Here is an 18661-nt window from a genome sequence, read left to right as displayed (position 1 = left end):
TGAGGGGATGATATCCATGATCATGATGCCGAGGCGCGCTGTGCGACGCCTGTTGCTCTCTATCGGTGCGACGCTTGCGAGCGCCTGGGCCGTGCCGGTGTCGGCCGGCCCGCTCACCTACGAGCAGGCAGTGAGGCTCGCTGCCGCCAACGCGCCAAGCCTCAAGGCGCGCGCGGCGGCGACAGCCGGCGCCCGCTCTTCGGCGGTCGCGGCCGATCGCCTGCCCGATCCGACGCTCGACCTGGGCCTGCAGAACTTCCCGGTGAGCGGCCCCAATGCCGGCAGCTTCACGCGCGACGATTTCACCATGGCGACGATCGGGTTCAGCCAGACCTTCCCCAATCTCGCCAAGCGCCATGCACGCGCCGCGCGCGCCGCGGCCGATATCGGTATCGCCGAGGCGGGCGAGCTGGTCGAAGGCCGCAACGTGCGGCTCGAGACCGCCCTCGCCTGGGTCGATCTCTATTATGGAGAACGCCGGCTCCGGCAGCTCGACCTGCTCGATGCCAGCCTCGACGACCTGCAGAAGACCGTGACCGCACGCCTGGCGTCGGGCAGCGCGCGCCCGAGCCAGGCGCTCGAGCCCGACCAGCTCCGCGCCGCCATCGCCGATCGCCGCGCCGAGATGGCTGCGGTGGTGGCGCAGGCGCGGGCCCGGCTCGCGCGCTATACCGGCGACCCCGACCCGCAGGCGACGGGCGACCCGCCGATGCTCGATGTCGATCCGATCCGGCTGCGGGCCGGGATCGATGCGCTTCCCGCCCTGCGCGCGCAGGACGCGCGGATCGCAGTCGCCGAAGCGGACGTGCGTCTCGCGCGCGCCGACAAGCGCCCCGACTGGAAGGTCGGCGTCACCTATGGCCGGCGCGATCCCATGTACGGCGACATGGCCTCGGTCGGCGTGTCGATCGACCTGCCGCTGTTCGCCGGCAAGCGCCAGAACCCCAGGATCGCTGCAAGCGAGAGCCTTGCGCAAGGGGGTCGGTTCGACCGCGAGGCGATCCGCCGCGAGCTGGTGGCGCAGCTCGACGCCGATCTCGCAGACCATGCCATGCATCTCTCCCGGTTGCGCAATGCCCGCGAGACGCTGGTGCCACTCGCCAGGCACCGCGCCGAGCTCGACCGCGACAGCTATGGCGCCGGCAAGCTCGACCTTGGCGCCGCGCTGCTCACGACGCTCGGGCTCGCGGAGGCCGAGGTCGAGGCGCTCAACCGCGAAGCCGACGTCGCGCGCGACGCGGTCCGCATCACTATCACCTATGGGGAGGAGCGGCCATGACGCTCGATAAATCCGCGCTGCGCTGGGGCGCATCGATCCTGGCTGTCGCGCTGCTGGCCGGCGGCACAGGCTATTGGGCTGGCCATCGCCAGGCACCGCAATCGGAGGCGACCACGCCCGCCGGGGCAGGCAAAGTCCTTTACTGGTACGATCCGATGTTCCCCAACCAGAAGTTCGACAAGCCCGGCAAGTCGCCCTTCATGGATATGCAGCTCGTGCCGCGATACGCGGACGGAGGAAGCGCCGGCGCGGCCCCCACGGTCGCCGTCGATCCCGCCGCGCGGCAGAGCCTGGGATTGCGGGTCGTCGCGGCGAAGATGGGCAGCCTTGCCTCGGCCCTCGAGGTCACCGGCACGATCGACTTCAACCAGCGCGACGTCGCCGTCATCCAGGCGCGTTCGGGCGGGTTCGTGAGCCGCGTCTATGCGCGAGCGCCCGGGGACGTGGTCCGCGCCGGCGCGCCGATCGCGGACCTGCTCCTGCCCGAATGGGGCGGCGCGCAGACCGAATATCTGAGCGTCAGGCGGCTCGGCAAGCCCGATCTCACCGCGGCCGCGCGCCAGCGGCTGCGGCTGATGGGCATGTCCGACGGCCTCATCGCCAGCGTCGAGCGGAGCGGTCGGCCGAACGGCGTGGTGACCATCACGACGCCGATCTCGGGCACGATCCAGACGCTCGACGCCCGTGCCGGCGTGACGCTCGCCATGGGCCAGACGCTCGCCCAGGTAAGCGGGCTCGGCACCGTCTGGCTCAATGCCGCGGTGCCCGAAGCGCGCGCGGGCGATGTCCGGGTCGGCCAGAATGCCAGCGCCACGCTGGCGAGCTTCCCCGGCGAGCGCTTCGCCGGCCGGGTGATCGCGATCCTGCCGACGACGCAGGCCGACAGCCGCACGCTCACCGTGCGGATCGAGCTGCCCAACCGGGACGGGCGGTTACGGCCGGGCATGTTCGCCAGCGTCGTGCTTGGCGGCGATGCCAAGCCGGCGCTGCTGGTGCCGAGCGAGGCGGTGATCCGCACGGGCAAGCGCACGCTCGTCATGCTCGCCGCAGGCGACGGGCGCTATCATCCCGCCGAGGTCCGCATCGGCCGCGAGGCGGGCGGTGAAACCGAGATCCTTGCCGGCCTGTCGCCCGGCGAGAAAGTCGTCGCCTCGGGGCAGTTCCTGATCGACTCCGAGGCGAGCCTGTCGGGAATCGAGGCGCGGCCGATCGGCGGCGGTGCGGCATCGGCGACCATCGCCGCGCCGAGGTCGAAAGCCACGCTGTACGAGACGACGGGCAAGATCGAGCGGCTCACGGCCAATGCGGTGACGCTCAGCCACGAACCGGTCCCCGCGCTCGACTGGCCCGCGATGACGATGACCTTCGCGCTCGCCGATCCGGGCATCGCGCGCGGCTTCAAGGCGGGCGACCGGGTTCGGTTCGGGTTCGACCGGCCCCCGGCGGGACCGACGCTGCGGCGTATGGCGAAGGTGGCGGGCCGATGATCGCCCATCTCATCCGCTGGTCGGTCAAGAACCGCTTCTTCGTTCTGATCGGCATGCTGGCGCTGGTCGGCGCGGGCCTCTGGGCGGTACGATCCACCCCGATCGACGCCCTCCCCGATCTGTCCGACGTGCAGGTCGTCATTCGTACCAGCTACCCGGGTCAGGCGCCGCAGATCGTCGAAAACCAGGTCACCTATCCGCTCACCACCACCATGCTGTCGGTGCCAGGCGCCAAGACGGTGCGCGGCTATTCCTTCTTCGGCGACAGCTTCGTCTATGTGATCTTCGAGGACGGCACCGATCTCTATTGGGCGCGCAGCCGCGTGCTCGAATATCTGAACCAGGTGCAGGGGCGCCTGCCGGCGAGCGCGCGCAGCGCGCTCGGGCCCGACGCGACCGGGGTTGGCTGGGTCTATGAATATGCGCTGGTCGACCGCACCGGCCGGCATGACCTGTCGCAGCTGCGCGGTCTGCAGGACTGGTTCCTGCGCTATGAGCTCAAGACCGTGACCGGCGTCGCCGAGGTCGCCAGCATCGGCGGCATGGTCAAGCAGTATCAGATACTGCTCGATCCGGTGAAGCTCGCGGCCTACGGGGTGACCCACGCCCAGGCGGTCGAGGCGATCCGGCAGGCCAATCAAGAAGCGGGCGGGTCGGTGCTCGAGCTGGCCGAAGCCGAATATATGGTGCGCGCCTCAGGCTATCTGAAGACGCTCGACGATTTCCGCGCGATCCCGCTGAAGACGGCGGCCGGCGGCGTGCCGATCCGCCTCGGCGACGTCGCCACGATCCAGATCGGCCCCGAGATGCGGCGCGGCATCGCCGAGCTGAACGGTGAAGGCGAGGTCGCAGGCGGGGTCGTGATCCTGCGCTCGGGCAAGAATGCGCGGGAGACGATCGCGGCGGTCAAGGACAAGCTCGCGGACCTCAAGAGGAGCCTGCCGCCGGGCGTCGAGGTGGTGACGGTCTATGACCGCTCGCAGCTGATCGACCGTGCTGTCGAGAACCTCACCCACAAGCTGGTCGAGGAGTTCGTCGTCGTGGCCCTGGTCTGTGCGCTCTTCCTCTGGCATGTCCGCTCGGCGCTCGTCGCGATCCTCACCCTTCCCTTGGGCGTGCTCGCCGCCTTCGTCGTGATGCGCTACCAGGGCGTCAACGCCAACATCATGTCGCTCGGCGGCATCGCCATCGCGATCGGTGCCATGGTCGATGCGGCCGTGGTCATGATCGAGAACGCCCACAAGAAGATCGAGCGCTGGGAGCAGGACCATCCGGGCACGCATCTCGACGGCGAGACGCGCTGGATCCTCGTCACCGAGGCGGCGGCCGAGGTCGGGCCGGCGCTGTTCTTCAGCCTGCTGATCATCACGCTGTCGTTCATCCCGGTGTTTACACTGGAGGCGCAGGAGGGCCGGCTGTTCGCGCCGCTCGCCTTCACCAAGACCTATGCGATGGCCGCCGCCGCGATCCTGTCGGTGACATTGGTGCCGATCCTGATGGGCTGGCTGATCCGGGGGCGGATCCCGCCTGAGCAGGCCAATCCGGTCAATCGCTGGCTGACCGATCTCTACCGGCCTGCGATCGACTGGACGATGAAGCGGCCCAAGACCGTGCTGCTGATCGCGGCTTTGGTGTTCGCGACCACGGCCTGGCCGCTCAGCCGGCTCGGCGGCGAATTCATGCCCAACCTCGACGAGGGCGACCTGCTCTACATGCCCTCGGCCCTGCCCGGTCTCTCGGCCGCCAAGGCGAGCGAACTGCTCCAGCAGACCGACCGGCTGATCAGGACGGTGCCCGAGGTCGAAAGCGTGTTCGGCAAGGCGGGGCGTGCCGAGACCGCGACCGACCCCGCCCCGCTCGAGATGTTCGAGACGACGATCCAGTTCAAGCCCCGCGACCAGTGGCGACCAGGCATGACGCCCGAGAAGCTGATCGACGAGCTCGATCGCCGGGTGAGGCTTCCGGGGCTCGCCAATATCTGGGTGCCGCCGATCCGCAACCGCATCGACATGCTCGCGACGGGCATCAAGAGCCCGATCGGGGTCAAGGTGTCGGGCAGTGATCTCGCCGAGCTCGACCGCATCGCCCATGATGTCGAGACCGTGGCCAGGACCGTGCCGGGCGTCAGCTCGGCGCTCGCCGAGCGGCTGACCGGCGGACGCTATGTCGATGTCGACATCGACCGCGCCGCCGCTGCGCGGTTCGGACTCAACATCGCCGACGTGCAGGCCATCGTCTCGGGCGCGATCGGCGGCGAGACGATCGGCGAGACGGTCGAGGGCCTCGCCCGCTATCCGATCAGCGTGCGCTATCCGCGCGAATTGCGCGACAGCCTCGACGGGCTGCGGGGGCTACCGATCCTGACGCCCGCGGGCCAGCAGATCACCCTCGGCACGGTCGCCAATGTCACGATCGCCGAAGGGCCGCCGATGCTCAAGACCGAGAATGCCCGGCCCTCGACCTGGGTCTATGTCGATGTGCGCGGGCGCGATCTCGCCTCGGTGGTTGGCGATCTGCAACGCGCGGTGGCGAGACAGGTTCGGCTCTCGCCGGGGGTCAGCATCGCCTATTCGGGCCAGTTCGAATATCTCGAGCGCGCGGTCGACCGCTTGAAGCTGGTCGTGCCCGCGACGCTGCTGATCATCTTCGTGCTGCTCTACCTCATCTTCGGCCGCTTCGACGAGGCTGCGCTGATCATGGGCACGCTGCCGTTCGCGCTGACCGGCGGCATCTGGACGCTCTATCTGCTGGGGTTCAACCAGTCGGTTGCCACCGGGGTCGGGTTCATCGCGCTCGCCGGCGTCTCCGCCGAGTTCGGGGTGGTGATGCTGATCTATCTCAAGAATGCGCTGGCCGAGCGCACGGCTAATCCGGACGCCGCCGAGGTGAAGGCCGCGGTGCGCGAAGGCGCGCTGCTGCGCGTCCGGCCCAAGGCGATGACGGTCGCGGTGATCCTCGCCGGCCTGCTGCCGATCCTGCTGGGATCGGGCGCGGGCTCGGAGGTGATGAGCCGGATCGCGGCGCCGATGATCGGCGGCATGCTGAGCGCGCCGCTGCTGTCGATGTTCGTCCTGCCCGCCGCCTATCTGCTGCTGCGCCGGCCGAAGACCGACCCCATCCATCAACCCGCTTCATCATGAAGGAGACGATTATGAGACATGCACGACTGACCCTCGCCCTCGGCCTTGCCGTCCTGACCGCCGCGTGCGGCAAGAAGGGCGAGACCCCGGTTACAACCGAAACCAACCAGGCGGCGCCTGCCGCGACCATGAGCGGCGACATGGGCAACATGTCGATGGCGCCTGACGCGAACGCCGCAATCAAGGCCAAGGGCCATGGCACCGTCACCGCGATCGACAAGACGGCGGGCACGATCACGCTCAACCACGGCCCGATCCCCGAAGCCAAGTGGCCGGCGATGACGATGGCGTTCAAGGCGGCGCCCGCGATCACCGATGCGGTCAAGGTCGGCGACAAGGTCGATTTCGACCTCTCGCTCAAGGGCAGCGATGGCGAGGTCACCGCGATCACAAAGCAATGATCCGCTAAGTTCGACCAAAAGAAGCTGGTTGCGTCGCCGCTCCGGGGCGGCGACGCCCCTGCCGGCCGTCTGCCTGGCCGTGCGCCCGGTCTACGGATGCGATCGGCAACGCCCAACGCCAGCCGCGTTTCCCTGCGCGATCACAGGCAGTTTGAGCAAGCTTCGCGGATCGCACATTGAACGTGCAAGCCGCCCTTGCCCGCGATAGCCTGAGCGGCAAGGAGCCAGTTCAGGATGACCGAGCCAGTATGACCTTGTTACCCACGACACATCATGATCTCTTGAGCGAGCTTGTCCGTCGTTGGCGAGACGATCCGGGCGCCACCTATCGCTCCTGGTTTCTTTGGGACGAACGCCTGAAAAACTTCCGCTCCATCCGTCGGGGGCTGCAGCAGGTGGTCGTGGAAATCGAAAGTGGGCGGTTCGGCGTCGCCTATCGCGGCTCGTCACTGGAAACGGTTGTCCACTCGATCGCCGAACAGCGGCAGATCTTCAAGGGCGCCGACCATGCCTGGCTGTGGAAGCCCAAGCTGCGCATTCCCGACATTTACGAAAGCCCGGACAATCAGCGGGCGTTCGGTCGCCTGCTCGACAATTGCTCGTGCTGCGATACCGCCGAGGAGATCATCAGCCACATCCGCAGCATAGACGCGCTCAAGATCAAGGGGCTGGGGCCGGCGGCGGCCAACCTGCTCTATTTCCTTCACCCGACGCTGGTGCCGCCCTTCAATACCGCGATCGTCAAGGGCTACAATGCCGTCACCGGCGCCAAGGTGAAGCTCGGGTCATGGGATCATTTTCTCGCCATGCGCGCCGGCATCCTCGACCTCAACGACCGTTACCGCGAGTTGCTCTCCAACGATCTCGGCGCGATCGGCGGACTGTTGTTCGACATTGGCTCGGGCCGCTATCCCGCGCCACCGCTGGAGGATGACGCAACGGCGGCCGACGACTGGCTCGGCAGATTGGAACATGCCAGAGCGGAGGCAAGCCGGCTCGACAAGACAGCCGCCGCGCAGGGCGAAACCGATCGCACGCACGCCGAAATCCAGGCCTGGCTGCGCGACCTCGGCCATGCCCTCGGTTACGATGTGTGGATCGCCGCCAATGACCGCGGTCGACTTCACGCTGGCTGCCCGCTTGGACAGGGATGCCTCGAGCGCCTTCCAGACGCCATTGCGACCTCTCCCGGAGCGGACTCGATCCGCCTCATCGACGTGTTGTGGCTGGCGAAGGGTGGCGACGGCGTCGCCGCCGCGTTCGAGGTTGAACATTCGACCTCGATCTACTCGGGGATCGTGCGCATGCTCGATCTGGCGCTGTCGGGGAGCGATCTGCACGCTGCCGCCGGGCTATTCCTGGTCGCACCGAATGCGCGCGAGCAGGACGTTCGCGCGCAACTCCGTCGCCCGGCTTTCAGCCGTATTGCCGATCTCGACTTCGCCTATCTGCCCTATGGCGAGCTGGAGAGAAACAGGGACGCGATCGCTCGTTTTGGAACGGGATTGAAGGCCATCAAGGCGATCTCAAGCCCCCTTCCCTGAAAGGGGGCGTTTGCGGGAGGGGGCGGAATCCTACGCCAAGCTCGCCCAGATAGCCGGCGCGAGATCTTACTTGTTGCTGCCTTCTACGGTCGCGCCAGAAAGGCGACGGCTCAGTTCTATCCGGCGATGGCTACGCATTTTGAAGGTGTCTGGCCCAACGCGCCGATACTCAATGAAGCCGAGAGAACGCCAAAATCGCTCTGCCGCTTCATTCGCTTCCAGCACGGCCAACCGAATCTCTGTGGCACCTCTCGCAGCGGCCCAGCTTTCGACCGTCGAGTAAATTGAGCGTCCGACGCCACGACCACGCTGTGCGGCATCTACGATCATGAAGCCGAGATACCATGTGCCATCACGCGGATAATCGCGGAGGATGGCCGCGATTGCATATAGGCCGCCAGGCCCCTTCCATCCCAGGACAGCTTGATTGTGGGCGCTCTTTTCGGGCGGCACATCGGAGAAAAGCTCGCGAGCATCGTCCAGCGTGGGCGCGGCCCCGTCCTGCAACAGGAAATAGTCGCTGCAACGGTTGTACAGGTCTGCAACGTCTGCGGCGTCCGCTTGGGTAAGTTTGATCGGGGCTCCCGTCATCATCATCGCGTTTTGGCAGCAAGCACGCGCTGACCGTAATCCCGGAGTTCCCCGTTGGGACCGACATAGCGGTAGAGAGTGACGCGCTCGATCCCGAGTTCCTTGCAGAGGTCGGAAACGGACGTGTCGCGTTGGGCCATAGCAGCCTGAGCGAGCCGCACCTGGGCCTTGGAGAGGGCGAACTTGCGGCCACCCTTGCGTCCCCGCGCGCGGGCAGCGGCCAGGCCAGCCATGGTGCGCTCGCGGATCATATCCCGCTCAAACTCCGCCAGTGTGGCAAAAATGCCGAACACCATCCGGCCCGATGGCGTCGTGGTGTCGATCTGCGCGCCCTTGCCGGTGAGCACCCGCAGACCGATACCGCGATCCGACAGATTCTGCACCGTGCTGACCAGGTGGGTGAGCGTTCGGCCGAGCCGGTCGAGCTTCCAAACGATGAGGACATCGCCGTCGCGCAACGATTTCAGGCAGGCGGCAAGACCGGGGCGATCATCACGGCTACCGGATGCACGATCATCATAGATATTGCCTGGCTCGACACCGGCAGCGCGAAGGGCATCGTGCTGCAGGTCGAGCGACTGCGAGCCGTCGGCTTTGGACACGCGGGCGTAGCCGATCAGCATGGATCACAAACGAAGGTTTGAGGCGGTGACGAACATGAGCACATAAGATTGGGCTATTGTGTATCTTAACCAGCATCTCAATCAAGCTATCTCAAACCGTAGCTCGGAAAGAATAAGGAGCATGTATGCCGCGTCGCGTGACCCTGACCGATCGACAGCGCGAGGCGCTGCTTCACTTGCCGGTCGATCAAGGTGAGCTGCTGCGGCACTATACCCTCAGCGATGAGGATCTCGGGCATATCCGCCAGCGCCGGCGCGCCCACAATCGTTTTGGCTTCGCGCTGCAACTGTGCGTCCTGCGCTACCCGGGCCGGGTGCTCGCTCCTGGCGAGTTGATCCCGGCGCAGGTATCGGATTTCATCGCGGCCCAGCTCGGCCTGACCAGCGACGATCTACTCCTCTATGCCGCGCGCGAGGAGACCCGGCACGAGCATCTGGCGGACCTTCGCCGAATCTACGGCTATCGCTCCTTTTCGGGGCGGGGCGCACGGGATTTGCGCGAATGGATCGCTCGGGAAGCCGAGGCGGCGACATCGAATGAGGATCTTGCCCGTCGCTTCGTTGCGGAGTGTCGCCGCACCCGCACGATCCTTCCCGGCTCCTCGACGATCGAGCGCCTTTGCGCCGATGCGCTGGTTGAGGCCGAGCGCCGGATCGAGGATCTTATCGCCCATCGCATCACGCCAACCCTGAGCGAGAATTTGGCTCACCTGTTGGAGGATACGGTGGATGGTCGCGTCACGCGCTTCGTATGGCTGCGACAGTTCGAGGTTGGCGCAAATTCAGCAGCCGCTAACCGGCTGATGGATCGACTGGAATATCTTCAAAGGTTCGATCTTCCGGCGGATTTGCTGGACGGCGTGCCGGCGCATCGTGTGACCCGGCTTCGCCGGCAGGGCGAGCGCTATTACGCCGACGGCATGCGTGATCTGCCCGAAGACAGGCGGCTTGCGATCCTCGCTGTCTGCACCCTGGAATGGCGGTCATCGCTGGCCGATGTCATCGTGGAGACCCACGATCGCATCGTAGGCCGTCTCTATCGGGCCTCCGAACGCCTTTGCAACACCAGGATCGCCGACGAAAAGGCGGCCGTTCGGGACACGCTGAAGTCCTTTGCCGAAATCGGTGGTGCTTTGCTTGGAGCGCAGGACGATGGCACGGCCCTGGACGGGATAATCGCCACCGGGCCTGGCTGGGAACGGTTCAGAACCCTTGTCGCCACGGCCTCCGCGCTGACCAACGTGCTCGCGGCCGACCCGCTCAGCCGTGTGCTGGACGGCTATCACCGTTTCCGCCTCTACGCGCCCAGGATGCTGCGCCTGCTCGACATGCAGGCGGCGCCGATCGCCACGCCTCTTCTGGCGGCCGTTGCGATGCTGCGTAACGGGATCAAGGTCGATCCGCCGGTGGATTTTCTACGTCCCAACTCGAAATGGCATCGTCATCTTCGCGCTGAGCCCAGCGGCGACCACCGGCTTTGGGAAATCGCGGTGCTGTTCCACATCCGCGACGCCTTCCGGTCCGGTGACATATGGTTGGCGGGATCGCGCCGCTATGGCGACCTCAAGCAGCTTCTGGTCCCGCCACAGGCGATAGAGCAGACCGCGCGGCTCGCCGAGCCGCTGCGACCCGGCGAATGGCTGGCCGAGCGCAGGGCTCGACTGGATACACGGCTGAAGGAGTTTGGCCGCGCGGCGCGAACCGGCACGATCCCAGGCGGCATCATCGAGAACGGCAAGCTGCACATCGACAAGCTGAGGGCCGACACGCCCGAAGGGCCGAGGATCTCGTGCTCGATCTCTATCAACAGCTCCCGCCCGCGAGGATCACCGATCTGTTGCTGGAAGTCGATGAGCGAACCGGATTTTCCGAGGCGTTCACGCATCTGCGCACCGGCGCGCCCTGCAGCGACCGGATCGGCCTGATGAACGTGTTGCTGGCGGAAGGCGTCAATCTCGGTTTGCGCAAGATGGCGGCGGCGACCAACACGCACAGCTTCTGGGAATTGCTGCGGATCGCGCGCTGGCATGTCGAAGGCAGCGCCTATGATCGGGCGCTCGCCATGATCGTGGAGGCCCACGCCGCCCTGCCCATGGCCGCCTTCTGGGGACAAGGGCAATCGGCATCCAGCGACGGGCAGTTCTTCCTTGCTACCGAGCAGGGCGAGGCGATGAATCTGATCAACGCGAAATATGGCAACGTCCCGGGCCTCAAGGGATACAGCCATGTGTCCGATCAATATGCGCCGTTCGCAACCCAGGTGATCCCGGCAACGGTCAGCGAGGCTCCCTATATCCTGGACGGGCTGCTCATGAATGACGCGGGCCGCCGCGTTCGCCAGCATTTTGCCGACACGGGCGGCTTCACCGATCATGTGTTCGCCGCCTGCGCCTTGCTGGCGTCACCTCAAGCTTTGTACGCTGAACAACGATTTTCCGGACATAATGTGAACATTGGTGTCAGGCAGCGGCGCGAAGGTACTGGTAGAGGGTTTCGCGGCTGATGCCCATGTCGCGCGCGATGGTCGCCTTGCGTTCACCGGCGGCAACGCGGCGGTGCAGATCGGCAATCATCTCATCCGAGAGCGACCGTTTCCGCCCCCGATAGGCGCCGCGCTGCCGAGCGATCGCAATGCCTTCGCGTTGCCGTTCGCGGATCAGGGCGCGCTCGAACTCAGCAAACGCACCCATGACCGAGAGCATCAGATTGGCCATCGGGGAGTCCTCCCCCGAGAAGGACAGGCTTTCCTTCTCAAACTCGATCCGGATACCTCGCTTGGTGAGGCCCTGGACCAGCTTGCGCAGGTCATCCAGATTGCGGGCCAACCGATCCATGCTGTGGACGACGACGGTATCGCCTTCGCGGGCGAAAGTGAGCAGAGCCTCAAGCTGGGGGCGGTTGACGTCCTTGCCCGATGCCTTGTCGGTGAAGGTCCGATCGAGCGACTGACCTTCCAATTGGCGATCCACATTCTGATCGAACGTGCTGACCCGGACATAGCCGATCCGTTGCCCCTTCACTGCGCACTCTCTCCATCAAAATGTCAGGTTGAAATCTATGATACGCAACGACATTCGTCAACAAATTCCGTTTAGTACCCTAATCTGACAGAAACCGCGGTAGCGCCCTGACGTCCGGTTAGGCTATACTCCAAGCTGACATCACAAAATCAAATCCCTCAAAGATGGCGTCAATTGCCTTGATGGGGTAAAAACTGGAGTGCTTCCAGGATGGGACATTCGGCAACGTCATCTCCAGTGCATCTGGCTAACGTGGTCGCCAGCGTCACCTCTATCTTCTGCAAATCTGCAATGCGGCGGCGGACATCTTCAAGGTGGAGTTCGGTTCTCGCCATAACCTCCGCGCAGGTTTGTGCACCGGTATCGGTGAGCGACAACAATGACCGTATCTCATCCATTGCATAGCCAAGGTCGCGCGCGCGCAGGATGAACTGCAACCTTTGCACCAGTTCCGGCGAATAGACGCGGTAGCCGTTGGAACTGCGAGGCGGCCCCGGCAGCAATCCCACCTTCTCGTAATAGCGGATGGTTTCGAGATTGCAGCCTGTTTTCCGGGCAAGCTGGGCACGCAAGATGCCGACCTGTTGCTCCATGAAAATACCTCTTGAGTCTGTAGTGGCTACAGAGCCTACACTGCGAATCACTCAGTTGGAACAAGGGATTCAAGCCATGGTCTCAACGCCGGAAGCGGGACAGCCAGCCCTCACCGAAAACCACGAGCCGAAGCAGGCAAACTGGGTTGCGGCGGGCGCATTGATCGGCGCGGGGCTCGCCTCGGCTTGCTGCGTCGTCCCGCTACTGTTGGTTATGCTCGGAATTTCCGGCGCGTGGATCGCCAACCTGACGGCGCTCGAACCTTACAAGCCCTATGTCGCAGGCGTAACGCTCGCGCTGCTCGGCTACGGCTTCTGGCATGTCTATTTCAAGCCGAAACCGCCCTGTGAAGACGGTTCCTACTGCGCTCGTCCACAATCGGCTTGGACCACCAAGGCGGTGCTGTGGCTGGGCCTTGCCGTCGCCATCCTGGCGCTCACCATCGACTGGTGGGCACCCTGGTTCTATTGAAAGGAAATACCCATGAAAAAGACAGTATGTATCGCTATGGCCGTGCTGGCTATGGCTGGCGGCGGGGTCGCCTATGCAGTTAGTGGCACGGCGCAAGATCGCCCCGCGGCTACCGCAACCGCTCAGAAGCAAACCACCTTTGCCATAGAGAACATGACCTGCGCCACCTGCCCGATCACCGTGAAGAAGGCGATGGAAGGCGTCGCCGGGGTAACGGCGGTCACGGTCGATTTCGCAGCCAAGACCGCGCGCGCAACCTATAACCCGCGCCGCACCAATGCTGCTGCGATTGCCGCTGCATCAACCAACGCGGGTTATCCGGCGCGCGCTATTCAAAACTGAGCGGGGCGCCGCCAGCGCCTCAAGAAAGCGATAAGCAATGAACGACTGTTGCAACCGCCCCGGGCAGGAAGGATTTGACGTGGCCGTCATCGGCGCGGGTTCTGCCGGGTTCTCCGCCGCGATCGCCGCTGCCGATCTGGGCGCGAAAGTGGCGCTCGTCGGTCACGGCACGATTGGCGGCACCTGTGTCAATGTTGGCTGCGTTCCTTCCAAGACGCTGATCCGCGCCGCCGAAGCGGTGCATGGTGGGCTTGCCGCCGCGCGCTTTCCCGGCCTTGGGGGCGCTGTCCAGATGGATGACTGGTCCGTATTGGCGGCGTCGAAGGACGATCTTGTCACGACGCTGCGCCAAAAAAAATATGTCGATCTGCTGCCCGCCTATGACGGTGTGAGCTATATCGAGGGCAAGGCACGCTTTGCCGATGGTGCGCTGATTGTCGGCGATGCGCCCATGAAGGTCGGCAAGGTCATATTGGTGATGGGTGCGCACGCCGCCGTGCCGCCGATTCCGGGGATGGACAGCGTGCCCTACCTAACCAGCACATCGGCGCTGGCGCTGGATCGCTTGCCCAAATCGCTGCTGGTGATCGGTGGCGGGGTGATCGGGGTAGAACTGGGACAGATGTTTTCGCGTCTGGGCGTTGATGTCACCATCTGCTGCCGAAGCCGCCTGCTCCCCGAAATGGACCCGGAAGTGAGTGCCGCGCTGAAAAACTATTTGGAAGCCGAGGGCGTGCGGGTTTGCGCAGGTGTCGGCTATCAGCGTATCGCCCAAACACAGAGCGGGGTCGAATTGACCTGCGAGGGGCATTGTGACACCGTCGCGGCGGAACAGGTGCTCATCGCCACCGGACGCCGACCCAATAGCGACGGGCTTGGGCTGGAGGAGCGCGGCATAGTGCTTGCCCGTAATGGTGGAATCGTCGTCGATGACCACCTCGAAACGTCGGTTCCAGGCATTTACGCGGCGGGCGATGTAACGGGACGGGACCAGTTCGTCTACATGGCCGCCTATGGCGCAAAACTGGCCGCGCGCAACGCGGTGACGGGCAACCAATACCGCTACGACAATTCCTCCATGCCATCCGTCGTCTTCACCGACCCGCAAGTCGCCAGCGCCGGCCTCACTGAAACGACAGCACGGGCGCAAGGCCTGGACATCAAGGTTTCGCTGCTCCCGCTCGATGCTGTGCCAAGGGCACTGGCAGCACGCGATACGCGGGGTCTCATCAAACTGATTGCCGACAAGGCGAACGACCGTTTGCTGGGCGGCCAGATCATGGCACCCGAAGGCGCGGATTCGATCCAGACACTGGTGCTGGCGATCAAACACGGCATGACCACCCTGGAATTGGGTGCAACGATATTTCCTTACCTGACCACTGTGGAAGGCCTCAAACTGGCGGCCCAAACGTTTGATAAGGATGTCGCCAAACTGTCTTGCTGCGCCGGGTGATTGCTCGGGGATCAACCGGCAACGAATGGCCTCCCTCCAGTGCAAGCCGCTTTGGTGTCAATTTTGTTATTCGCCTCAGCGGGAGAGCAAAATGGCACGACGCCGACTTCTGACCGGAGACGAGCGCCGGCGCCTGTTCGATCCTCCTGTCCAAGAAACCGCGATCATTGGGCATTATACCCTTTCTGCGGAAGATGTTGAATTGGTTGGGCGCCGCTATGGTCCAGCAAATCGCCTCGGTCTGGCTGCACAAATCGCTTTGATGCGACATCCCGGCTTTGGTCTGCAACCCGAGATCGGGCTTCCCGACGTCATTCTTCAGTACCTCGCGGCACAGTTATTCGTCGATCCTTCCTCCTTCTCTGCATATGGTCAGCGCGCGCAAACCCGTACCGATCATGCCGATCTCGTGGCGCGTTATCTTGGCATACGCCCGTTTCGACGCGGCGACCTGGCACTTGCCCTGAATCTTGCCGCGCAAGCCGCCGAGTATACAGACAGAGGTGAACCGATTGTTCGCGCCCTCATGGTTGGCCTGAAGGGTGAGCGGTTCATTCTTCCGTCAGGCGACACACTGGAACGCGCCGGTCTTGCTGGCCGGGCACGCGCACGCAAAGCTGCCGCAGCCGCAATCGTCGAAGGCCTCAGCTCTGCTGAACTGACACGGCTAGACGAACTCGTAATCAACAACCCGGATTTCGGCATGACACCGCTGGCGTGGTTGCGTAATTTCGAAGAAGCCCCGACTGCGGCCAATATCAATGGCTTGCTTGAGCGCCTGCGCTATGTTCGCGGCATAGGTATCCACCCGGTAGTTGGGGGCGCCATTCCGGAATTCCGCTTTGCCCAATTTGTCCGCGAGGGCGGCGTGGCACCGGCATTCCTGCTTTCGGATTACAGCGTCAATCGCAGGCGGGCGACGTTGACGGCCGCAGTGATCGACCTTGAGGCCAGACTTGCCGATGCCGCGATCCAAATGTTTGACCGACTTATCGGCGGCATGTTCACGCGCGCGCGGCGTGGGCGCGAGCGTCGCTACCAAGATAGTATTCAGTCGGTGGGGCAACTCATGCGGCTGTTTGGCGCCACGATTACAGCACTTGATGAGGCTGTCCAGAATGGCGGCGATCCGCTCGAATTGATTGACGAAGCGGTGGGCTGGCACCGGCTTGTTGCGGCAAAGGCCCAAGTAGATGCCCTTGCTGATCTTGCCGGCGAGGACGCACTGGTAACGGCAACCGAGCGTTACGCCACGCTACGGCGTTTCAGCCCGGCATTTCTGGACGCCTTCACCTTCAAGGCGTCTGGAACAGGGACGGCACTGATCAAAGCCATCGATGTCATTCGCGATGCGAACACACGAAAGTCGCGCGACCTTCCCGATGGCGTTCCACTGCCATTCCCCAATCGGCAGTGGAAGCGTCTCATCACCGAAAGCGGCCGTATCGACCGCCGACGTTATGAAATTGCGATCATGGCAACCTTGCGTGATCGTTTGCGCGCCGGTGATGTATGGATCGAGGGAACCCGCAACTATCAGCGCTTCGATGCCTATTTGCTGGGTCGGCGCGACGCCGCCAAAGTGGCGGATGTGCTTCCGTTCGATTCAAATGCTGCATCCTACCTCGCTGACCGGGCACGAAATCTTGACTGGCGGCTGCGCCGATTTGCCAAGCAGTTGAAAACAAACAAGCTTGAGGGAGTGTCGCTCGAACGAGACCGGCTCAAGCTTCAGCAAATGCCGCCTGTCACCCCACCGGAAGCTGAAGCCCTCGATCGCAAGCTCGATACCCTGCTTCCCCGCGTGCGCATCACCGAGCTGCTGCTTGAAGTCGCCGAACGCACTGGTTTTTTGAACGCATTCCGTGACCTGCGCTCAGGCAAGGAGCACGACAACCCCAGCACGGTACTCGCCGCAATTCTGGCTGATGGCACCAACCTCGGGCTGGAGCGGATGGCCAATGCCAGCGAAGGCGTCAGCTATGCCCAACTCGCATGGACCCACAACTGGTATCTTTCACCCGAGAACTATCAGGCCGCGCTGGCCATGATCATCTCAGCCCATCACGAATTACCCTTCGCGCGGCATTGGGGCGCTGGCACCAGTTCGTCGTCCGATGGCCAGTTCTTCCGGTCGGGGCGGAGCCGTTCAGGGGCGGCGGACGTCAATGCCAAATATGGCGCCGAACCTGGCGTGAAAATCTATTCTCACCTTTCCGATCACTTCGCATCATTCGGATCACGGATCATGTCCGCGACGGCAGGTGAAGCGCCTTACGTGCTCGACGGGCTTGTCCTGGGCGCCGGCAACCTTCCGTTGCATGAGCACTATACCGATACCGGCGGCGCCACCGATCATGTTTTCGCACTCTGCCACCTACTCGGGTTCCGCTTCGCGCCACGGCTGCGCGATATTGGCGACCGCAAGCTGGGTTCGATCGCTGCGCCATCGACATACAAGGGCATCGAAAATCTGATGGGCCGCACCATCAAAACGGCAGCGATCGAGGCCGATTGGGATGACATCGTCAGGATTGTCGCCTCAATCAAGGATGGCACGGTGGCGCCGTCAGTAATCTTGCGAAAACTTGCCGCCTACAAACGCCAGAACAGGCTGGATTTTGCATTGGCTGAACTGGGCCGTATCGAGCGCACTTTGTTCACGCTCGATTGGCTTGAACAACCGGAACTGCGACGTGCCTGTCAGGCCGGTCTCAACAAAGGCGAGGCGAGGCACACGCTTGCCGCCGCCATCTATACCAACCGGCAGGGTCGGTTCACCGATCGCTCGCTGGAAAATCAGGAATTTCGCGCATCTGGGCTGAACCTGCTGATTGCGGCGATTTCCTACTGGAACACGGTCTATCTCGACCGGGCCGCCCAGCACCTCAACGCTGTCGGCACGACGTTCGATGCGGCACTGCTTGCGCACCTTTCTCCGATGGGCTGGGCGCACATCAGTCTGACCGGCGATTACCTCTGGGAGCAGGCCAGGCGACTTCCAGCAGGTGAATTCCACCCACTCAACGAGCCAATGGCGCGGTTGAAGCGTGTAGCGTAGCCCATGTTCCGCTTATGTCCGAGAAATCGTTGTCTGGCGAACAAACCTTGAGGTGACGCCTTGCTCGGCTACAGGTTCGCCCCCCGTATCCGCGATCTCCCTCAGAAAAGACTCTATGCCTTCACGCCCAACGCGACGCCGGCCAATGTGCGAGCGCTGGTCGGAGGTAAGATCAATGAACCGCTCATCGAGCGCAACTGGCCCGACATCCTGCGCATCATGGCGACGATCGCAGCGGGGATCGTCGCCCCCAGCCAGATTCTTCGCAAGCTCGCCTCTTACCCGCGCCAGAATGAGCTGGCCCTCGCATTGCGAGAGGTGGGCCGCATCGAGCGAACCCTGTTCATGATCGACTGGATTCTTGATGCCGGCCTCCAGCGCCAGGCTCAGATCGGCCTCAACAAGGGTGAGGCCCACCACGCCCTAAAGCGCGCCATCAGCTTCCACCGCCGAGGTGAAATCCGGGATCGATCCGGCGAAGGCCAGCACTATCGCATCGCCGGAATGAACCTGCTCGCCGCCATCATCATATTCTGGAACACCATGAAGCTCGGCGAGGTCGTCAATACCCGGGCCGCCAGCGGTACCCATATCGCGCCTGATCTACTCGCCCACGTCTCGCCGTTGGGATAGGAACACATCAATCTAACCG

General features: G+C 63.9%; 13 protein-coding genes and 2 pseudogenes. 11 read left to right on the top strand and 4 right to left on the bottom strand.

Annotated elements, in window-relative coordinates:
* Positions 1-16 precede the first annotated feature (16 nt).
* The 5 genes from A0J57_RS05855 to A0J57_RS05835 all read left to right on the top strand — a co-directional run bounded on the left by A0J57_RS05855 (position 17) and on the right by A0J57_RS05835 (position 7851).
* A complete protein-coding gene (locus A0J57_RS05855) occupies positions 17-1279 on the top strand; it encodes a TolC family protein (RefSeq protein ID WP_013039107.1) in 1263 nt (420 codons plus the stop codon).
* Positions 1276-2766, top strand: coding sequence for an efflux RND transporter periplasmic adaptor subunit (locus A0J57_RS05850; RefSeq protein ID WP_021243085.1), 1491 nt, complete (start codon positions 1276-1278; stop codon positions 2764-2766). Before A0J57_RS05855 ends, A0J57_RS05850 begins: the two co-directional genes overlap by 4 nt.
* Positions 2763-5906, top strand: coding sequence for an efflux RND transporter permease subunit (locus A0J57_RS05845; RefSeq protein ID WP_025549154.1), 3144 nt, complete (start codon positions 2763-2765; stop codon positions 5904-5906). The genes A0J57_RS05850 and A0J57_RS05845 overlap by 4 nt, the downstream gene beginning before the upstream one ends.
* A gap of 11 nt (positions 5907-5917) precedes the next feature.
* Complete coding sequence (locus tag A0J57_RS05840; RefSeq protein ID WP_021245555.1) at positions 5918-6307, top strand: copper-binding protein; 390 nt, start codon at positions 5918-5920, stop codon at positions 6305-6307.
* Between the two features lie 248 nt (positions 6308-6555).
* On the top strand, positions 6556-7851 hold the full coding sequence (locus A0J57_RS05835; protein WP_021247421.1) for a hypothetical protein: 1296 nt from the start codon (positions 6556-6558) through the stop codon (positions 7849-7851).
* 66 nt (positions 7852-7917) lie between these two features.
* Here A0J57_RS05835 and A0J57_RS05830 read toward each other — a convergent pair whose 3' ends face one another.
* The gene (locus A0J57_RS05830; protein WP_007686150.1) at positions 7918-8448 is read right to left on the bottom strand and encodes a GNAT family N-acetyltransferase; all 531 of its coding nucleotides are present in this window, start codon (positions 8446-8448) and stop codon (positions 7918-7920) included.
* Positions 8445-9065, bottom strand: a complete 621-nt coding sequence (locus A0J57_RS05825) for a recombinase family protein (protein WP_008832583.1) — start codon at positions 9063-9065, stop codon at positions 8445-8447. The genes A0J57_RS05830 and A0J57_RS05825 overlap by 4 nt, the downstream gene beginning before the upstream one ends.
* Positions 9066-9190: 125 nt before the next feature.
* On the opposite strand from A0J57_RS05825, the pseudogene A0J57_RS05820 reads away from it, so the two are divergent.
* Positions 9191-11463: pseudogene (locus tag A0J57_RS05820) on the top strand (Tn3 family transposase); the annotation flags it as partial.
* Positions 11464-11524: 61 nt separating this feature from the next.
* Here the strand turns inward: A0J57_RS05820 and A0J57_RS05815 are convergent.
* A complete protein-coding gene (locus A0J57_RS05815) occupies positions 11525-12085 on the bottom strand; it encodes a recombinase family protein (RefSeq protein ID WP_004213255.1) in 561 nt (186 codons plus the stop codon).
* Positions 12086-12255: 170 nt separating this feature from the next.
* Entirely contained in the window at positions 12256-12678 is a 423-nt protein-coding gene (locus A0J57_RS05810; RefSeq protein WP_014072603.1) for a helix-turn-helix domain-containing protein, read from the bottom strand.
* A gap of 76 nt (positions 12679-12754) precedes the next feature.
* On the opposite strand from A0J57_RS05810, the gene A0J57_RS05805 reads away from it, so the two are divergent.
* The 5 genes and pseudogenes from A0J57_RS05805 to A0J57_RS05785 form a co-directional block, all read left to right on the top strand.
* Positions 12755-13150, top strand: a complete 396-nt coding sequence (locus A0J57_RS05805; protein WP_014072602.1) for a mercuric transporter MerT family protein — start codon at positions 12755-12757, stop codon at positions 13148-13150.
* 12 nt (positions 13151-13162) lie between these two features.
* Positions 13163-13492, top strand: a complete 330-nt coding sequence (locus A0J57_RS25200) for a heavy-metal-associated domain-containing protein (RefSeq protein ID WP_004213249.1) — start codon at positions 13163-13165, stop codon at positions 13490-13492.
* 37 nt (positions 13493-13529) lie between these two features.
* Positions 13530-14948: a mercury(II) reductase gene (merA, locus tag A0J57_RS05795; RefSeq protein ID WP_046765853.1), complete on the top strand. Its 1419-nt coding sequence runs from the start codon at positions 13530-13532 to the stop codon at positions 14946-14948.
* Positions 14949-15039: 91 nt separating this feature from the next.
* Positions 15040-18009 (top strand): Tn3 family transposase, encoded by a 2970-nt coding sequence (locus tag A0J57_RS05790; RefSeq protein ID WP_014072601.1) that lies wholly within the window; start codon positions 15040-15042, stop codon positions 18007-18009.
* Between the two features lie 57 nt (positions 18010-18066).
* Positions 18067-18642, top strand: a pseudogene (locus A0J57_RS05785) (Tn3 family transposase); the annotation flags it as partial.
* Between the last annotated feature and the right edge of the window lie 19 nt (positions 18643-18661).

Source organism: Sphingobium sp. 22B (assembly GCF_001580035.1).
Lineage (GTDB): Bacteria > Pseudomonadota > Alphaproteobacteria > Sphingomonadales > Sphingomonadaceae > Sphingobium > Sphingobium fuliginis.
This window is presented reverse-complemented; position numbering and strand designations above follow the sequence as displayed.

Coding starts and splice junctions, on each gene's coding strand:
- A0J57_RS05810 (WP_014072603.1), bottom strand. CDS start 12,678: ATGGAGCAACAGGTCGGCATCTTGCGTGCCCAGCTTGCCCGGAAAACA.
- A0J57_RS05835 (WP_021247421.1), top strand. CDS start 6,556: ATGACCTTGTTACCCACGACACATCATGATCTCTTGAGCGAGCTTGTC.
- A0J57_RS05830 (WP_007686150.1), bottom strand. CDS start 8,448: ATGATGATGACGGGAGCCCCGATCAAACTTACCCAAGCGGACGCCGCA.
- A0J57_RS05825 (WP_008832583.1), bottom strand. CDS start 9,065: ATGCTGATCGGCTACGCCCGCGTGTCCAAAGCCGACGGCTCGCAGTCG.
- A0J57_RS25200 (WP_004213249.1), top strand. CDS start 13,163: ATGAAAAAGACAGTATGTATCGCTATGGCCGTGCTGGCTATGGCTGGC.
- A0J57_RS05790 (WP_014072601.1), top strand. CDS start 15,040: ATGGCACGACGCCGACTTCTGACCGGAGACGAGCGCCGGCGCCTGTTC.
- A0J57_RS05840 (WP_021245555.1), top strand. CDS start 5,918: ATGAGACATGCACGACTGACCCTCGCCCTCGGCCTTGCCGTCCTGACC.
- merA (WP_046765853.1), top strand. CDS start 13,530: ATGAACGACTGTTGCAACCGCCCCGGGCAGGAAGGATTTGACGTGGCC.
- A0J57_RS05805 (WP_014072602.1), top strand. CDS start 12,755: ATGGTCTCAACGCCGGAAGCGGGACAGCCAGCCCTCACCGAAAACCAC.
- A0J57_RS05855 (WP_013039107.1), top strand. CDS start 17: ATGATCATGATGCCGAGGCGCGCTGTGCGACGCCTGTTGCTCTCTATC.
- A0J57_RS05845 (WP_025549154.1), top strand. CDS start 2,763: ATGATCGCCCATCTCATCCGCTGGTCGGTCAAGAACCGCTTCTTCGTT.
- A0J57_RS05850 (WP_021243085.1), top strand. CDS start 1,276: ATGACGCTCGATAAATCCGCGCTGCGCTGGGGCGCATCGATCCTGGCT.